A 15,669-nucleotide genomic window follows, 5' to 3' on the forward strand; every position below is an offset into this window, starting at 1 on the left:
CAGAACTGCGCCAGACTATAGCCACTCAAAGCGAAAAGCCAGTTTGGACTGATGTCAAAATGCCAATTGAAACCAAGGTACCAGGTCAGATTCCGCGCACCCTCGATGGCTGGATAAAGCTGCTCGACAGCGTCCGCCTGCCGGTGCCGAAAGAAAGCCACGACCGTGTTTTAGCCGCAATCAATGACAGCCGTAGGTCCCTGCGCGAAATCGCCGAACTGATGCAGGACAGCCCGGCCCTGGTGCTTTGCGTGATGCGTGAGGCCAATCATCCGGCCAATGCCAGCCAGGCCGAACCCGCCGAAAGCCTTGAGGTTGCCGTCAACCGCCTGGGCCTGGAGCGCACCGCCCAGTTGCTGACGCGCCTGCCCGCGATGCCGGGCGACGATATCCCGCCTGTGCTGCGCCAATTTCTCCTGATCAGCCAACACGCCTCGCAGCAGGCCAGCGGTCTGTTCGCCAGCCGTCTGGCCCGGCTGTGGCAAGAAATCCACTGGGGTAGCCTGTTGTTCCTGTCGCCGCTGTGGCCATTGGCCCTGAGCCACCCCAAGCTGCTGGACGCCTGGGAGCTGCGGGTGATCCACAAGGGTGAAGATGCCACCGAAGTCGAACAGGAGCTGTTCGGGGTGCGCATCATGGAGTTGTGCCAAGCCGTTGCCAGTCACTGGCGCCTGCCCGAGTGGGTGACCCAGGGCTATCGCTTGCTGACCAGCGAACGCGAATTGCTCGCCCAAGTACTGAACATCGCCCGCGAACCCGACAGCCTCACCCAGCAACACCGGCTGGATGAAGAGCCCGGCCTGCGCCGCTGGTTCAACCAGCCGGCCAACACCGTGCTGCTGGCCAACGGCCTGGCCCTGGCCGCCCAGGTTGGCTGGGACAACCCGCACCTGCTGCGCTGGCAATTGCTGACTGCGCTGTATTTGCAAACCAGCCTGGATGACGTGCAGCAGCAGGTCCACCAACAAGCGGCGGCCAGCGCCCGCCACCATGCGCGCCACGCCCTGTTCCACCCGGCCGAAGCGCTGATCTGGCCGTGGCAGCAACGCCGGCCGCACCCCAACATGCTCACCCCGCCGCCGCCACCCAGTGAAGACCTGGTGCGCTGGCGCAAGCTGTGCGGTGAACTGTTGGCCCAGCCAAGCCCGTTCAGCAACGCCGTGCACCTGGCTAGCCAGGCCTGCGAAGCGCTGTTGGCCTGCGGCATGCAGCGGATCTTGCTACTGATGCACGATAAGCCCAACGACGCTTTGCTCGTGCAACAAGCGGCTGGTTTGCCCAGTGAAGCCGCAGCCCTGAACTTGCCGGTAGCCCAAAACAAACTGTTACAGCGCTTGACCAGTCAGGCCGGACAACTGCGCCTGACCCCGGACAACCATGCGCAGTTTTCTGCCCTGCTGCCCGCAGCACTACGCGCGTTGTTCCGCAGCGAGCACCTGCTGCTGCGCTCGCTGGCCGTCGATGGCCAGGTGCTGATGCTGATGATCGCCGACCAGGGTGGCAAGCCGCTGGCTGATGTCGGTGTGCAAGCCTTTGGCAAAACCGCGCAGTGCGTAGAGCGTGCCCTGGCCACCTTCAGCAAGCCCAATCGTTAAGCCTTACGCTACAATCGCCCCCTCACGTTCCACCCTGGAGACTGTGGATGACTGACTTTTCCGGCTTGCCGCTGGTGATCGAACCGGCTGACTTGCTGTCGCGCCTGGATTCGCCACAGCTGATCCTGGTCGATCTGACCAGTGCCAACCGTTATGGCAGCGGGCACATTCCCGGCGCTCGCTTCGTCGACCCCAAGCGCACTCAGCTTGGCCAGCCGCCGGCCCCCGGCCTGCTGCCGGCACGTGCCGACCTGGAAAAACTGTTCGGCGAACTCGGCCACCGCGATGACGCCGTTTACGTGGTGTACGACGACGAGGGCGGCGGCTGGGCTGGGCGCTTCATCTGGCTGCTGGATGTCATTGGCCATAGCAAGTATCACTACCTCAATGGTGGTATCCAGGCATGGCCGGCTGACAAGTTGTCCACCGACGTGCCGGCCAGCGCTGGCGGCCCGCTGAGCCTGACCTTGCATGCCGAACCCACCGCCACCCGCGAATACCTGCAAAGCCGCCTGGGCGCTGCCGACCTGGCCATCTGGGACGCCCGCGCGCCCAGCGAATACCGCGGCGAGAAGGTCTTGGCGGCCAAGGGCGGGCATATCCCTGGCGCGGTCAACTTCGAGTGGACCGCCGGCATGGACATGAATGACCATCTGCGCATTCGCAAGGACATGGCCGAGATCCTCCAGAACCTGGGCATCACCCCGGACAAGGAAGTGATCACCCACTGCCAGACCCATCACCGCTCCGGTTTTACCTACCTGGTGGCTAAATCCCTCGGCTACCCACGGGTCAAGGCCTACGCCGGCTCCTGGGGCGAATGGGGTAACCATCCGGACACGCCTGTAGACGTTTAAGGAAATTCAATGAAATCCCGCTTGTTCATCATCAGCCAGTACCTGCTGCCGCACCATTTGCTGTCGCGGCTGGCCGGTTGCATTGCCGAGTGCCGTGCGCGCTGGTTCAAGAATGCCTTCACCGCCTGGTTCGCCAAGCGCTATCAGGTCGACATGTCCGAAGCGCTGGTCGAAGACCTGAGCGCCTACGAGCACTTCAACGCCTTCTTCACCCGCGCCCTCAAGCCCGGTGCCCGCCCGTTGGATGAAACGCCAGGCGCCATCCTGTGTCCGGCAGACGGTGCAGTGAGCCAGCTCGGCCCGATTGAGCATGGCCGCATCTTCCAGGCCAAGGGCCACGGCTACAGCGCGCTGGAGCTGCTGGGCGGTGACCCGGCCCTGGCCGCGCCGTTCATGGGCGGTGAGTTCGCCACCATCTACCTGTCGCCCAAAGACTACCACCGCGTGCACATGCCGCTGGCCGGTACCTTGCGCGAGATGGTCTATGTGCCGGGTCGCCTATTCTCGGTCAACCAGACCACCGCGGAAAACGTTCCAGAGTTGTTCGCTCGTAATGAGCGCGTGGTCTGCCTGTTCGACACCGAGCGCGGGCCAATGGCCGTTGTGCTGGTGGGGGCGATGATCGTGGCCTCGATCGAAACCGTCTGGGCGGGCCTGGTCACGCCACCGAAGCGTGAGCTGAAGACCTTCCGTTATGACGAAGCCAGCCGGGCACCGATTCATTTGGAGAAAGGTGCTGAATTGGGCCGCTTCAAGCTGGGTTCGACGGCGATCGTGCTGTTCGGGCCAGAGCAGGTGAAGTGGGCCGAGAGCTTGGGTGCTGGGTCGGCAGTGCGCATGGGCCAGCAATTGGCTGTGCCTAGCCAAGCCTGACCGTAGCGCAAAGAAAAGGCCCCGCATGACATCAATCATGCGGGGCCTTTTTCATTTTTAGGGCCGCAAAGCGGCCCATTACAGTATCGGATCAGCCGCGAGCGTCGCGATCGCGCAAGCCAAGCAGATACAGCACGCCATCCAAGCCAAGGGTAGAAATCGCCTGTTTGGCCGACTGACGCACCAGCGGCTTGGCGCGGAAGGCAACTCCCAGCCCCGCCAGCGACAGCATCGGCAAATCATTGGCGCCGTCGCCCACGGCAATAGTCTGTGCCAGTTGCAGGCCTTCCTTGCTCGCCAGCTCCTGCAGCAGATCAGCCTTGCGCTGCGCGTCGACGATCGGCTCGATGGCCACGCCAGTCACCTTGCCATCGATCACTTCCAGCTCGTTGGCAAACACATAGTCGATACCCAGACGCGCCTGCACTTGCTTGGCAAAATAGGTGAAGCCGCCCGACAGAATCGCTGTCTTATAGCCCAGACGCTTGAGCTCGGCGAACAGGTTCTCAGCACCTTCAGTCAGCCGCAGCGAGGCGCCGATCTCATCCAGCACGCCCACGTCGAGGCCCTTGAGCAGCGCCATCCGCTCCTTGAAGCTGGCGCGGAAATCCAACTCGCCGCGCATCGCCCGCTCGGTGATCGCGGCCACTTGTTCGCCGACGCCGGCAGCCTTGGCCAACTCGTCGATCACTTCGGCCTCGATCAGGGTCGAGTCCATGTCGAACACTGCCAGGCGACGGTTGCGACGGAACAGGTCGTCCTTCTGGAAGGCGATATCCACCGCCAGCTCTTGCGACAGGGCGAAGAACTCGGCACGCAGGGCCTGGGCATCGCTCGGCTCACCGCGTACGGAAATTTCCAGGCAAGCCTTGCCCTTCTCTGTTGGCGCATCCAGCACCACCCGGGCGGACAGGCGCTCGATCCGCTCGATGGTCAGGCCATACTGGCTGATTACCGCACTGACCCGCTGCAGTTGCTCGGGGGTGACCTTGCGGCTGAGCAGGGTGACGATCTGCCGGGCCTCGCCCTGGCTGTCGGCCCAATGCTGGTAATCGGCCTCGGAAATCGGCGTGTAACGCGCTTGCAGGTTGAGCTCGTGGGCCTTGGCTTGCACGCTCTGCAGCAGCTGGGTGGCCACTTCGTTGTCAGGAATGTCGACCAGAATGCCGAACGACAAGGTGCCGTGCATGACCGCAAGGCCGATGTCGAGGATGTTCACACCGCCCTGGAGCAGGACGCCGGTGATGGCGGCAGTGAGACCGGGACGGTCCTCACCGGTGATGTTGATCAGGACGATTTCGCGCACAACCTGGCTCCGACTTCGATGAAAAATGCGCATTCTACCGATTTTCCATGACTATCGGGCGCCGCTGATACTTTGCCGACAAATCCCGGCTCGCTATACTGCGCAGCACTTTCTCGCCATAAAGAGCCGCGCTCTGTGAACCGGCCCACGCCAGTTAAACCCGATAACTTCTTCCTGATGATCTTCCGTGCCCTGCGCCAGCGTCGCGTTCCCCTGGCACTGCGTATCGCCAGCACCAACATTTTCCTGGTGGCGCTGGCGCTGGTGATCTATGCCTGCGTGATGGGCCTGCAGTTCAAGCAGGCCATGCACGAGCAGGCCGATGCGCTCGGCCAGAGCTTGACCATCCAGACCGCTACCTCGGCTACCGAGCTGCTGGTGTCCAACGACATCCTCAGCCTCAACGTGCTGCTGGGCAACCTGGTGAAGAACCCACTGGTGGCCCACGCGGCGATCTACAGCGTCGACAACCGCATCCTCGCCGAGGCCGGCCAACGGCCGAAAAACAGCCTGCTGGGTGAGGCCGAAGGCCTCTATCAGACCAAGATCACCTTCCAGGATGTCACTGCCGGGCAACTGCGTATCAGCCTGGACATGAGCCAATTCCAGCAGCCCATGCTGATCAGCCTGCAAAGCATGGGCATTCTGGCGGCGATCCTGCTGGCGCTGGCGCTGACCTTGAGCCTACGCCTGGGCCGTTTCATCTCCACTCCGCTGTTGCAACTGCGGGTCTGGCTACGTGATCCGCACCCCTATACCCCGGCGATCGATCGTCAGGACGAAATCGGCGATATCGCCCGTCAATTGCATGCCCGCCTTGCCCCTCCTCCACCGCCAGAACCGGAGGAGGAAGAGGAAGACGACGAAGAAGCGTTCGACGATTTGCACGATACCCCCGTCGTCGCCAAAGCTGCGTCACGGGCAAAAGTGGCAGCGCATGATGACGACGAAGACGATGAAGCCTTTGCGGGCCTGATCGACATCGAAGAGCCGCGCGCCAAACCTGCGCCGGTCGAGTCTGATGAGCCGCAATACACCGCCGTGCTCGCCGTGCAGCTGGGCTCGCAGGAGCAACTGCGGCGCCTGCCACGCACCCGCCTGACCGAGCTGCTCGAACGCTACACCGACTGCCTGGAACAGGCGGCATCGCTGTATGAGGGCGAAACCCACACCCTCAACGATGGCAGCACCTTGCTGCTGTTCCACAGCCGCGACAGCGGCGAGGACTACCTGACCAACGCTATCTGCTGCGGCGAGCTGCTGCGCGCCCTGGGCCATGCCCTGCAGATTGAAGTGGCGGACAGCGGGATTACCCTGCAGCTGCAATTGGGCCTGGTGTTGGCCGATGACCTGCAAGGCCTGGAGCAGGTCGATTTGCTGATGGCGGAGAAAGCCCAGGACGCCTTGGCGCTGTCGCAGCACAGCCGCAACCTGCTGCTGGTAGAGCGCCAGATCAGTGATGACGCCCTGGTTCGTCAGCGCGCGCGTATCCGCCCGATTGCCAGCCCTGAAGGGGCTTGCTGCGTGGAGCGCCTGATGGAGCCATATCCGTCGATGCTGGAGCGGCAGTTGGCGCGGATGCACGAGCGGCGCGCCTGAGGCCAGCTAAACATCCCAATCGGCCGGCCACAAAAAAGCCCGCATCTCTGCGGGCTTTTTTGTGGCTGGAAGATCAGAACCGATAGACTTCCATATCGGTGCGAATTGGCGAAGCCATTGGAATCTTCGACTTCTCCCGCTCTTTCTTCACTTGAACCGGTGCGGCAGGCTTCTTCGGCGCCTCTTCAGCAATCGCCGGCTGGTTGGCCAACGGCTTGACGGCGCTGCTCAGCTGTTCGGCGAGCTTCTGCAGCAACTGGCCCTGGGCCTGCACCTGGGAAGACTCCGTGCCCTCATGCTGCTGCTCAAGGTGGACGATGCGGTTGTCACGCACGTTGCCGCGGCGATCGAGCAGACGCCACTGGGCATCGAGGATCGCCGGCTGGTTCTTGCCTGAATCAAGCCGGGTAATCGACAGCAATACCTGCACGTCAGGCGCAAAGCCCGTGCTCGCCGGTGCCAGCACGACTCGTTGGCTATCCAGACGCCAGGCCAACTGACGCACCAGCAGCTGGTCGATATCCGACGAAAGGCTGCCCGCCCAACGACCGTCCGTCGCAGAAGTCAGGCTGCCATCAGCTTGACGCTGCAAGAAGGTTTCACGTTGCAGGTAGTCGGCAACCGATACCGGGCCGAGCACCACAGCCATGCCCGCGCTTTGCGAAGGCTGGCCAGGATCACCGCTGTCGAGCTGATACAGGGCAACCGGCTGGTGCATGCTGCACCCGCTCAGGCCCAACAGGCCAGTCATCAACAGCGCAAATGGAAGGCGCAGAACTTTCATCATCCCATCCAAGCGGCCGCCCTCGGCACACCGCAGTGATACACATGTAGATTCTTCTGGGCGCACGGCCACGCCGGCGCCACAGGGGCACTATCATCCGCGAAATAGCCGTCCGACTCCAGTGTTTCCGCCGGTAACAACGCCGAAATTGCCATTTCAGACAATTCGCACGGCTAGCTCGAAGCTTCTACCAGCAACCCGTCGACCCGCTGGAAGCCGCGTGGCAGCTTGCTGCCGCGTCGACCGCGCTCACCTTTATAGTGCTCCAGATCGTCAGGTTTCAGAGACAGGGTACGCTTGCCAGCCTGCAATACAAGGGTCGAGCCCTCGGCGATCACGGCCAGATCGGTAACGTATTCTTCCCGACTGGCCACCCGATCGCCTGGCACACCAATGATCTTGTTGCCCTTGCCCTTGCCCAGTTGCGGTAGGTCGGCGACCTTGAACACCAACAGCCGGCCTTCGGTGGTCACCGCTGCCAGCCAGTCCTGCTCGCGGTTGGCCACCGGACGTGGGGTCATCACCTTGGCGCCATTGGGTAGGCTGAGCAGTCCCTTGCCGGCCTTGTTCTTGGCCTGCAAATCCTCGCCCTTGACCACGAAGCCGTAACCGGCGTCGGAGGCGACCACGTACAGTGCATCATCCTCGGGCAGCAATACGCATTCGAACGTGGCCCCAGGCGGTGGCGTCAGCCGGCCAGTCAGCGGCTCGCCCTGCCCCCGTGCCGATGGCAGGGTATGGGCCGCCACCGAGTAGCTGCGCCCGGTCGAGTCGATGAGCACGGCAAACTGGTTGGAACGCCCAGCGGCAGCGGCCTTGAAGCCATCGCCGGCCTTGTAAGAGAGACCGGTGGCGTCGATATCGTGGCCCTTGGCGCAACGCACCCAGCCTTTTTCCGACAGCACCACAGTGACCGGCTCGGTCGGCATCAGCTCGTTTTCCGAAAGCGCCTTGGCTTCGGCGCGCTCGACAATCGGCGAACGGCGCTCGTCGCCATAGGTTTCGGCGTCCTTGATCAGCTCGCTGCGCACCAGTTTGCGCAGTTTGGCGTCGCTGCCCAGCAGGGCCTGCAACTTGGCTTGCTCCTTGAGCAGTTCGTCCTGCTCGCCACGGATCTTCATCTCTTCCAGACGTGCCAACTGACGCAGGCGAGTCTCGAGGATGTAGTCGGCCTGGATTTCGGTCAGGTTGAAGCGGGCAATCAGCGCCTGCTTGGGGTGCTCCTCGGTGCGGATGATGTGGATCACTTCATCGAGGTTGAGGAACGCTGTGAGCAAACCGTCCAACAGGTGCAGACGTTTCTCGACCTTGTCCAAGCGGTGCTGCAGCCGGCGACGCACGGTGCCAATACGGAACTGCAGCCATTCTTGCAGCAGCACACGCAGGTTCTTCAACTGCGGGCGGCCGTCCAGGCCAATGATATTGACGTTGACCCGGTAGCTGCTCTCAAGGTCTGTGGTGGCGAACAGATGCTGCATCAGCTCGTCGGCATCCACCCGATTGGAACGCGGGATGATGACGATACGGCACGGGTTCTCGTGGTCCGACTCGTCACGCAGGTCAGCGACCATCGGCAGTTTCTTGGCCTGCATCTGCGCGGCGATCTGTTCCAGCACCTTGGCCCCGGAGACCTGGTGCGGCAGCGCGGTAACGACAATGTCGCCATCCTCGACACGGTAGACGGCGCGCATGCGGATCGAACCACGGCCACTCTCGTAGATCTTGAGAAGATCGGCGCGCGGCGTGATGATCTCGGCTTCAGTCGGATAGTCCGGACCCTGGATGTGCTCGCACAGCTGCTCGACAGTGGCCTTGGGCTCATCGAGCAAACGCACGCAGGCGCTGGCCACTTCGCGCAGGTTGTGCGGCGGCACGTCGGTGGCCATGCCCACGGCGATGCCGGTGGTGCCGTTGAGCAGAATGTTCGGCAGGCGCGCAGGCAGCACGGACGGCTCCTGCAAGGTGCCGTCGAAGTTCGGCACCCAATCGACGGTGCCTTGGCCTACTTCACTGAGCAGTACTTCGGAATAACGTGACAGCCGTGCCTCGGTGTAACGCATGGCAGCGAACGACTTCGGATCGTCCGGCGCACCCCAGTTGCCTTGGCCATCGACCAGGGTATAGCGGTAGCTGAACGGCTGGGCCATCAGCACCATGGCTTCATAGCAGGCCGAGTCGCCGTGCGGGTGGAACTTACCGAGCACGTCACCGACGGTACGCGCCGATTTCTTGTGCTTGGAATCGGCATCCAGCCCCAACTCGCTCATGGCATAGACGATGCGCCGCTGGACCGGTTTGAGGCCGTCGCCGATGTGCGGCAGGGCGCGGTCCATGATCACGTACATGGAGTAGTTGAGATAGGCCTGTTCGGTGAAGTCAGCCAGGGAGCGGCGTTCGACGCCGTCGAGACTGAGTTCCAGTGAGTCGCTCATGCGGGCCTCGTCATTTCAGGTTCTGGCGCAACAGCATGCTGCCGCCGCGCTGGGTAAATTCAAGTTGTTTGAGGGCGCTCATGCCCAGCAGCACGGTCTCGCCGTCCAGGCCGGGGACCACCAGGGCGCGCACGCCCTGCAGGCGGATATCGCCCAGTTGCAGGCTGTCCAGACGGGTCCGATAGCCTTCGGTGCGGCCGTTGGCGGTACTGAGGATCACCGGCGCGCCGCGCTGTAGTTGCAAGTCCTTGGCCAACGACTCGGGGATCGCCACATCGGTGGCGCCGGTATCGAGCATGAACCGCACACCCTTGCCGTTGATCGCGCCATCGGCGACGAAATGGCCCTGGCCGTTGCTCAACAGCCGTACTTCGATAAAACCTTCGCCGTGCTCGGACTGCGGCTGGGCATTGGGGTTTTGCTGGTGGTCTTCCCACTGGCCGAAAAAGCGCGTTGCCAGGAACATGGCCGCCGCCCAGGCGACCACCATCAGCACCTTGCCTGCGCGCTTGCCGGCCGGCTGGCTCATGGCTTGGCGCTCCAGCCGCCTTCAGGCGCCGCGAAGCGCCAGACGATCGGGCGAGTTTCACCATCGGCGCGGTCGCCGTTGTTGTTGTCCAAGCCGATCCAGGCGCCCTTGGCATCGATCACCAGGGCTTCGGCCAGACCGAACGGTTGATCGTAGCGGCGCGAATCTTCCAGCGCCTCGACCGCGAACGACCAACAACGCTCGACCTTGCCCGTATCGGCATCCCGGCGACAGACGCGGAAGGCGTTACGCTCCAGGGTAAACAGCTTGCCGTCGTACCAGGCGAGATCGGCGAAGTCACGTGACAGCGCCCGGGGATTGGGCATCTGCGGCGGCTGCATTTCAACCCCGGCCTCGCTGAGCAGCACGCAACTGCGCCCGCAGGTCCACACCGACTGCTGGCGTTGGATCGCCACCAGACCACGCCGCTCGCGCTCGGCAGCCAACCACAGGCGGTCGCCCGCCGGATTGATCGCCAGGCCCTCGAACAGCGCATTGAAGTGCAGCAGCATGCCGCTGGCCCGCGCCTGGCGGACCATGGCCGGGTCGATCTTCAACCAGTCAGGTTCGCCCTCGACCGGCACTTGCAGCACCGCCGCGTGGGCTTCGCTGACCAGATAGAAGTTGCCCGCCTGATCGCAGGTGATGCCCTCGTAATCGAGCTCGCCGCCACGAATGTAGGAAACCGCCCAGTTGCGCGACTTCAAGCCCCAGGGCAAGCCACTTTCCGGCACTGGCGGCGGCGTGAAGGTCAGCGCCTGGGCACGCCAGACGCCGTTGTGCTGGTCCATGCGGTAAATGCGGTCGTCGTCGCGGTCCGAGACGCCCCACAGCGCGCCGCGGCACCAGGCCAGGCCAGACAAGTTGCCGCCGCGCATGCCGTCAATCGGATGCTCGGCGGTCAATTTCAGCTCTGGCCAGTTGCCCGCGAAGCTTGGAAGCGCAACCAGCGCCAGCACCGCTGTCAGGAGCAGACGGATCAAACCATGACCTCAGCCAGGTTGCCTTTGGTTTCCAGCCAGCTCTTGCGATCACCTGCACGTTTTTTCGCCAGTAGCTTGTCCATCAGCTCGCACGTGGCTTCGACGTCATCCAGGGTCAACTGGACCAGGCGGCGGGTGTTCGGGTCCATGGTGGTCTCGCGCAGCTGCGGCGGGTTCATCTCACCCAGGCCTTTGAAGCGGGTGACCTGTGGCTTGCCGCGCTTCTTCTCGGCCACCAGGCGGTCGAGGATGCCGTCACGCTCAGGTTCGTCGAGGGCGTAGTAGATCTCTTTGCCCAGGTCGATGCGGTACAGCGGCGGCATGGCGACGTAGACATGCCCAGCCTCGACCAGCGGGCGGAAGTGCTGGACGAACAGCGCGCACAGCAGGGTCGCGATGTGCAGGCCATCGGAGTCGGCGTCGGCAAGAATGCAGATCTTGCCGTAGCGCAGCTGGGTCAGGTCGGTGGCACCTGGATCGACGCCAATGGCCACGGCAATGTTATGCACTTCCTGGCTGGCCAGGACTTCACCGCCATCGACTTCCCAGGTGTTGAGGATCTTGCCGCGCAGCGGCAGGATCGCCTGGAACTCTTTATCCCGCGCCTGCTTGGCCGAGCCACCGGCCGAGTCACCCTCGACCAGGAACAGTTCGGAGCGCATCGGGTCTTGCCCGGCGCAGTCGGCCAGCTTGCCGGGCAGGGCCGGGCCTTGAGTGATGCGCTTGCGCTCGACCTTCTTGCTCGCCTTGAGGCGCCTGCCGGCGTTGCTGATGGCCAGTTCGGCCAATTGCATGCCCAGCTCTGGATGGGCATTGAGCCACAGGCTGAAGGCGTCCTTGACCACGCCGGAGACGAACGCAGCCGCCTCGCGCGAGGACAGGCGTTCTTTGGTCTGGCCGGAGAACTGCGCCTCCTGCATTTTCATCGACAGCACGAAGCTGATGCGTTCCCAGACATCTTCTGGAGCCAGCTTGACCCCACGCGGCAGCAGGTTGCGGAATTCGCAGAACTCACGCATGGCATCGAGCAGGCCTTGGCGCAGGCCGTTGACGTGGGTGCCGCCCTGGGCAGTGGGGATCAGGTTGACGTAGCTTTCCTGAACGCTGTCGCCGCCTTCTGGCAGCCACAGCAAGGCCCAGTCGACGGCTTCCTTGTTGCCGGCCAGGCTGCCGCAGAACGGCTCGTCGGGCAGGCGCTGGAACTCGCTGACCGAATCGACCAGGTAGGAGCGCAGGCCGTCTTCATAGTGCCATTCGACTTTCTCGCCGCTGGCCTTGTCCTCGAAGCTGATCGACAGGCCCGGGCAAAGCACGGCCTTGGCCTTGAGCACATGCTTGAGGCGGCTGATGGAGAACTTCGGCGAGTCGAAGTACTTGGGGTCAGGGCTGAAATAGACGCTGGTGCCGGTGTTACGTTTGCCGACGCTGCCAACCACTTGCAGTTCCGTGGCCTTGAAGCCATCGGCGAAGGTCATCTGGTACTCGTTGCCGTCGCGCTTGACCCGCACGCGGACCTCGGTCGACAAGGCGTTGACCACCGAAATACCGACACCGTGCAGGCCGCCGGAGAACTGGTAGTTCTTGTTGGAGAACTTACCGCCGGCGTGCAGCTTGGTGAGAATCAATTCGACGCCAGAGACGCCCTCTTCGGGGTGAATGTCCACCGGCATGCCACGACCGTCGTCGCTGACTTCCAGCGAGTGGTCCGCGTGCAGGATCACCTGGATCGAGCGGGCGTGACCGGCCAGGGCTTCGTCGACACTGTTGTCGATGACTTCCTGGGCCAAGTGGTTCGGCCGGCTGGTGTCGGTGTACATGCCCGGCCGCTTGCGAACCGGGTCGAGGCCGGAGAGGACTTCGATGGCGTCTGCGTTATAGGCGCTAGCGCTGGGATTGGCCATGGGTTCTCGTCGTCAGTCTGGTGAATGCGAAAAAATCAAAATACAGAAAAATCGAGCGCCGCGTACTGCCCGCGGGCAATTCCGGCGAAGGCCAGCAAGGCCGGCAGGCGCTGGCTGAAGCCCTGGAAGCTGTGATCGCCGCCGGCTTCGATACGCAAGGCGCAGGCCCGGTAATAACGCTCGGCCTGGCGATAGTCCAGGGTTTCATCGGCCGTCTGCAACCACACTTGATAGCGCTCGGCGTCGGTTGGCGCCGGCACTTCCAGCTCGGCCAGCGCCTGCACGTGGTCCAGGGTCAGTTCCCAGGCCTCATCGGTGTACAGGTTGCGCTGGGTGCCCAGATAGCCGTCGAACAGCCGGTGCGGGGCGACCGCCGGGTTGATCAGCAGGGCCTTGAGGCCATGCTGCTCGGCCAGATGGGTGGCATAGTAGCCGCCGAGCGAACTGCCGACCAGCAAGGGCGCGCCGAGCTCGGCGATAGCGGCTTGCAGTTGAGCGATCGCCTGGCGCGGGTGATGGTGCAGCGCGGGCACTCGCAGCTGCTCGGCCAGGCCCAGCTGCTGCATCACTGCCTCAAGCTGGCGCGCCTTGGTCGACAGCGGCGAGCTGTTGAAACCGTGGATATAAAGGATAGAACCCGACATGCTGCCCCCGTGGCGATTGCGATGCACCCGTCAGTGTGGGAGCAGGACGCGCAGTGTAGCGCGTTCGCCGGGCGTTGGCGCAGCATCGGGATTTTCGCAACAAATTCTTCAAATGGAGCGCCACCCGCTCCTACGAAATCGGGGGGGCGGTGTTCAGTAGCCGGGGCTGTCGAAATCCAGGGTCACGACGAAATCCCGCGCCCGCTCCACGCCCGTCTCCAGCCGCCCATCAGCGTGCAGGCGCAGCCAGCGATACCCTGGTTGCTCTTCGCTGACCTTGAAGTCCTCGCTACCCGGCGCGAACTGGATGCAGGTGGACGGCGTGGCCAGCAGGCGCAAGCCGTCGCGCTGCTCATCCCATTGCTGATGGATATGCCCCCAGAGCAAGGCCTTCACTCGAGGCTGGCGCAGGCGGGCGAACAACTCATCGGCGTTGCGCAGGCCGATCGGCGCGATCCAGGCGCAGCCGATGTCCACCGGCTGGTGGTGGCAGCACACCAGGCAATGCCGATCGCCCGCGCCCGCCAATGCGGCATCGAGCGCTGCCAGTTGCGCAGGCTCGAGCAAGCCATGGGTGGCCCCGGCCACCGCAGAGTCGAGCATGACGATGCGCCAGGCGCCGATGTCGGTCACCGCCCGCACCAGAGCCGGCGCCACTTCGGCCATTACCCGCGCCTCGTCGTGGTTACCCGGCAACCAGCGGGTCGGCACGTCGAGCACCGCGGTCAGTTCGCGGAACGCCTCATAGGACGCCACGCTGCCATCCTGGGACAGGTCGCCCGTACACAGCAGCAGGTCGATACGCGGCTGCTCCCGGCGCACCTGGGCGATCACATGACTCAGGCTGTCGCGCGTATTGAGGCCCAGCAAGGTGCCCGCCGGGTCAGCGAACAGGTGAGCGTCAGTCAGTTGCACCACATGGATGGGCGCGGGGGGATGGTTGGGCTGCGGCAACGGGCCGTCTCCTCGAGCGGATTCAGCGCGATTATCGCCTGTGCAGGGTTTCGCGCAAACACTCGAAACCGACCCAGCTCACATTTTCAGCGTACGACTGCCAGCTCGTGGCCGCAGGCCAGGCAGTGACTCAACCATTCACCGAGGAACAGGTTGAGCTGGGCCTTTTCGTCCGGCTGGTGCATGCCGGTATTGGGGTACGGATAAATGCTGCGCAAACGCCGCGCGTGCTCGGCACTGACCACCTCGGCCATGCGCGCATCGTGGTAGACCTGCACTTCCAGCTGCGGCACTGGCAGCCACGGCAGGCTGTGTTCCTGGCGCACGCGCAGGGTAGTGGTATAGGGACAGGTCAGCACCACTTCGAGCACCAGCACGCCAAGCATCTGGTCGCCCTGGGTCATGCCAATACGGCGCGAGCTCTGCGTGCTGCGCATATCGGGCAGCAAGCGCATCAGCCGGGCATAGTTGGCCTCGCAGGCTGATTGCAGCCCGACCAGATCGACCCGATAACGCTCGCGCAACAGATTCACTTCCACATACCTCGTACTTCGTCACGATTGAGCGCCAGCCATTGCAGGCCGATGATCGCTGCGGCGTTACAGATGCGGCCATCGCGCACCGCCTGCAAGGCATCTTCGAACGACCAGACCGTTACCCGGATATCCTCGCCCTCTTCTTCCAACCCATGCAAGCCACCCGCGCCCTCGCTGACGCAGCGCCCCAGGAACAGGTGAACGTACTCATCGCTGCCACCGGGCGAGGGGAAATACTTGGTCATTGGCCACAGGGCAGAGAAGGTCAACCCGGCTTCTTCTTCGGCCTCGCGGTGGGCGACCTCTTCCGGCTGTTCATCCTTGTCGATCAGCCCGGCGACCATTTCGATCAGCCAAGGGTTGGCGACTTTGCCCATGGCGCCCGCACGAAATTGTTCGATCAGCACCACTTCATCGTGCTGCGGATCGTAGGGCAGCACGCAGACCGCATCATGGCGCACGAACAGCTCGCGGCTGATCTCGCGTCCCATGCCACCGGCGAACAGCTCGTGGCGCAGGTGAACCTTGTCGAGCCGGTAAAAGCCTTGGAAGCAGTTCTCGCGCTTGACGATCTCGACCGCCTGGGGCAGCGAATTTGACGTATCTGTCATTGGAATCCTCATGACCTCGTGTACCGCATCGCGCCATCCTACTCTGCGTCCGGCTGGGTTTCATC

Annotated in this window: 14 protein-coding genes; 4 read left to right on the top strand and 10 right to left on the bottom strand. The window is 63.4% G+C overall.

All coding sequences use genetic code 11. The features are described from left to right. Positions 1-59 precede the first annotated feature (59 nt). From ACF8K2_RS02075 to asd, 3 genes are read left to right on the top strand one after another with little or no spacing between them, the layout of a single operon-like run. Positions 60-1,595: an HDOD domain-containing protein gene (locus ACF8K2_RS02075; RefSeq protein WP_392463272.1), complete on the top strand. Its 1,536-nt coding sequence runs from the start codon at positions 60-62 to the stop codon at positions 1,593-1,595. Positions 1,596-1,642: 47 nt separating this feature from the next. After that, positions 1,643-2,452: a thiosulfate sulfurtransferase gene (gene rhdA / locus ACF8K2_RS02080; protein WP_186555615.1), complete on the top strand. Its 810-nt coding sequence runs from the start codon at positions 1,643-1,645 to the stop codon at positions 2,450-2,452. Between the two features lie 9 nt (positions 2,453-2,461). Then, positions 2,462-3,325: an archaetidylserine decarboxylase gene (asd, locus tag ACF8K2_RS02085; protein ID WP_186555616.1), complete on the top strand. Its 864-nt coding sequence runs from the start codon at positions 2,462-2,464 to the stop codon at positions 3,323-3,325. Between the two features lie 91 nt (positions 3,326-3,416). Here asd and serB read toward each other — a convergent pair whose 3' ends face one another. After that, entirely contained in the window at positions 3,417-4,631 is a 1,215-nt protein-coding gene (gene serB / locus ACF8K2_RS02090) for a phosphoserine phosphatase SerB (protein WP_392463273.1), read from the bottom strand. Positions 4,632-4,766: 135 nt separating this feature from the next. Here serB and ACF8K2_RS02095 point away from each other — a divergent pair, with 135 nt between their 5' ends. Next, positions 4,767-6,230: a histidine kinase gene (locus tag ACF8K2_RS02095; RefSeq protein WP_392463275.1), complete on the top strand. Its 1,464-nt coding sequence runs from the start codon at positions 4,767-4,769 to the stop codon at positions 6,228-6,230. Between the two features lie 73 nt (positions 6,231-6,303). Here ACF8K2_RS02095 and ACF8K2_RS02100 read toward each other — a convergent pair whose 3' ends face one another. The 9 genes from ACF8K2_RS02100 to ACF8K2_RS02140 all read right to left on the bottom strand — a co-directional run bounded on the left by ACF8K2_RS02100 (position 6,304) and on the right by ACF8K2_RS02140 (position 15,604). Next, positions 6,304-7,014 (bottom strand): ABC-type transport auxiliary lipoprotein family protein, encoded by a 711-nt coding sequence (locus ACF8K2_RS02100; protein ID WP_312151606.1) that lies wholly within the window; start codon positions 7,012-7,014, stop codon positions 6,304-6,306. A gap of 173 nt (positions 7,015-7,187) precedes the next feature. Then, entirely contained in the window at positions 7,188-9,446 is a 2,259-nt protein-coding gene (gene parC / locus ACF8K2_RS02105; protein ID WP_392463277.1) for a DNA topoisomerase IV subunit A, read from the bottom strand. Positions 9,447-9,456: 10 nt separating this feature from the next. Beyond that, entirely contained in the window at positions 9,457-9,975 is a 519-nt protein-coding gene (locus ACF8K2_RS02110; RefSeq protein WP_186555621.1) for a TIGR02281 family clan AA aspartic protease, read from the bottom strand. Next, positions 9,972-10,958 (bottom strand): esterase-like activity of phytase family protein, encoded by a 987-nt coding sequence (locus tag ACF8K2_RS02115; protein WP_392463278.1) that lies wholly within the window; start codon positions 10,956-10,958, stop codon positions 9,972-9,974. The genes ACF8K2_RS02110 and ACF8K2_RS02115 overlap by 4 nt, the downstream gene beginning before the upstream one ends. After that, positions 10,955-12,859 (bottom strand): DNA topoisomerase IV subunit B, encoded by a 1,905-nt coding sequence (parE, locus tag ACF8K2_RS02120; RefSeq protein WP_186555623.1) that lies wholly within the window; start codon positions 12,857-12,859, stop codon positions 10,955-10,957. The genes ACF8K2_RS02115 and parE overlap by 4 nt, the downstream gene beginning before the upstream one ends. 35 nt (positions 12,860-12,894) lie before the next feature. Then, a complete protein-coding gene (locus ACF8K2_RS02125; protein WP_186555624.1) occupies positions 12,895-13,503 on the bottom strand; it encodes a YqiA/YcfP family alpha/beta fold hydrolase in 609 nt (202 codons plus the stop codon). A gap of 153 nt (positions 13,504-13,656) precedes the next feature. After that, positions 13,657-14,457, bottom strand: a complete 801-nt coding sequence (cpdA, locus tag ACF8K2_RS02130) for a 3',5'-cyclic-AMP phosphodiesterase (protein WP_186555625.1) — start codon at positions 14,455-14,457, stop codon at positions 13,657-13,659. 86 nt (positions 14,458-14,543) lie between these two features. Continuing rightward, entirely contained in the window at positions 14,544-14,996 is a 453-nt protein-coding gene (locus tag ACF8K2_RS02135) for a DUF1249 domain-containing protein (RefSeq protein WP_186555626.1), read from the bottom strand. After that, positions 14,987-15,604 (bottom strand): NUDIX domain-containing protein, encoded by a 618-nt coding sequence (locus ACF8K2_RS02140; protein ID WP_186555627.1) that lies wholly within the window; start codon positions 15,602-15,604, stop codon positions 14,987-14,989. Before ACF8K2_RS02140 ends, ACF8K2_RS02135 begins: the two co-directional genes overlap by 10 nt. Positions 15,605-15,669 lie beyond the last annotated feature (65 nt).

The sequence above is a fragment of the Pseudomonas sp. xss_2 genome (assembly GCF_043104195.1).
Classification (GTDB): Bacteria; Pseudomonadota; Gammaproteobacteria; order Pseudomonadales; family Pseudomonadaceae; genus Aquipseudomonas; species Aquipseudomonas urmiensis.

Bases quoted from the DNA above. Each gene is read 5' to 3' on its own strand.
- ACF8K2_RS02075 (WP_392463272.1), top strand. From the start codon at position 60: ATGCCAATTGAAACCAAGGTACCAGGTCAGATTCCGCGCACCCTCGAT.
- ACF8K2_RS02140 (WP_186555627.1), bottom strand. From the start codon at position 15,604: ATGACAGATACGTCAAATTCGCTGCCCCAGGCGGTCGAGATCGTCAAG.
- asd (WP_186555616.1), top strand. From the start codon at position 2,462: ATGAAATCCCGCTTGTTCATCATCAGCCAGTACCTGCTGCCGCACCAT.
- parE (WP_186555623.1), bottom strand. From the start codon at position 12,859: ATGGCCAATCCCAGCGCTAGCGCCTATAACGCAGACGCCATCGAAGTC.
- rhdA (WP_186555615.1), top strand. From the start codon at position 1,643: ATGACTGACTTTTCCGGCTTGCCGCTGGTGATCGAACCGGCTGACTTG.
- parC (WP_392463277.1), bottom strand. From the start codon at position 9,446: ATGAGCGACTCACTGGAACTCAGTCTCGACGGCGTCGAACGCCGCTCC.
- ACF8K2_RS02110 (WP_186555621.1), bottom strand. From the start codon at position 9,975: ATGAGCCAGCCGGCCGGCAAGCGCGCAGGCAAGGTGCTGATGGTGGTC.
- ACF8K2_RS02100 (WP_312151606.1), bottom strand. From the start codon at position 7,014: ATGAAAGTTCTGCGCCTTCCATTTGCGCTGTTGATGACTGGCCTGTTG.
- ACF8K2_RS02125 (WP_186555624.1), bottom strand. From the start codon at position 13,503: ATGTCGGGTTCTATCCTTTATATCCACGGTTTCAACAGCTCGCCGCTG.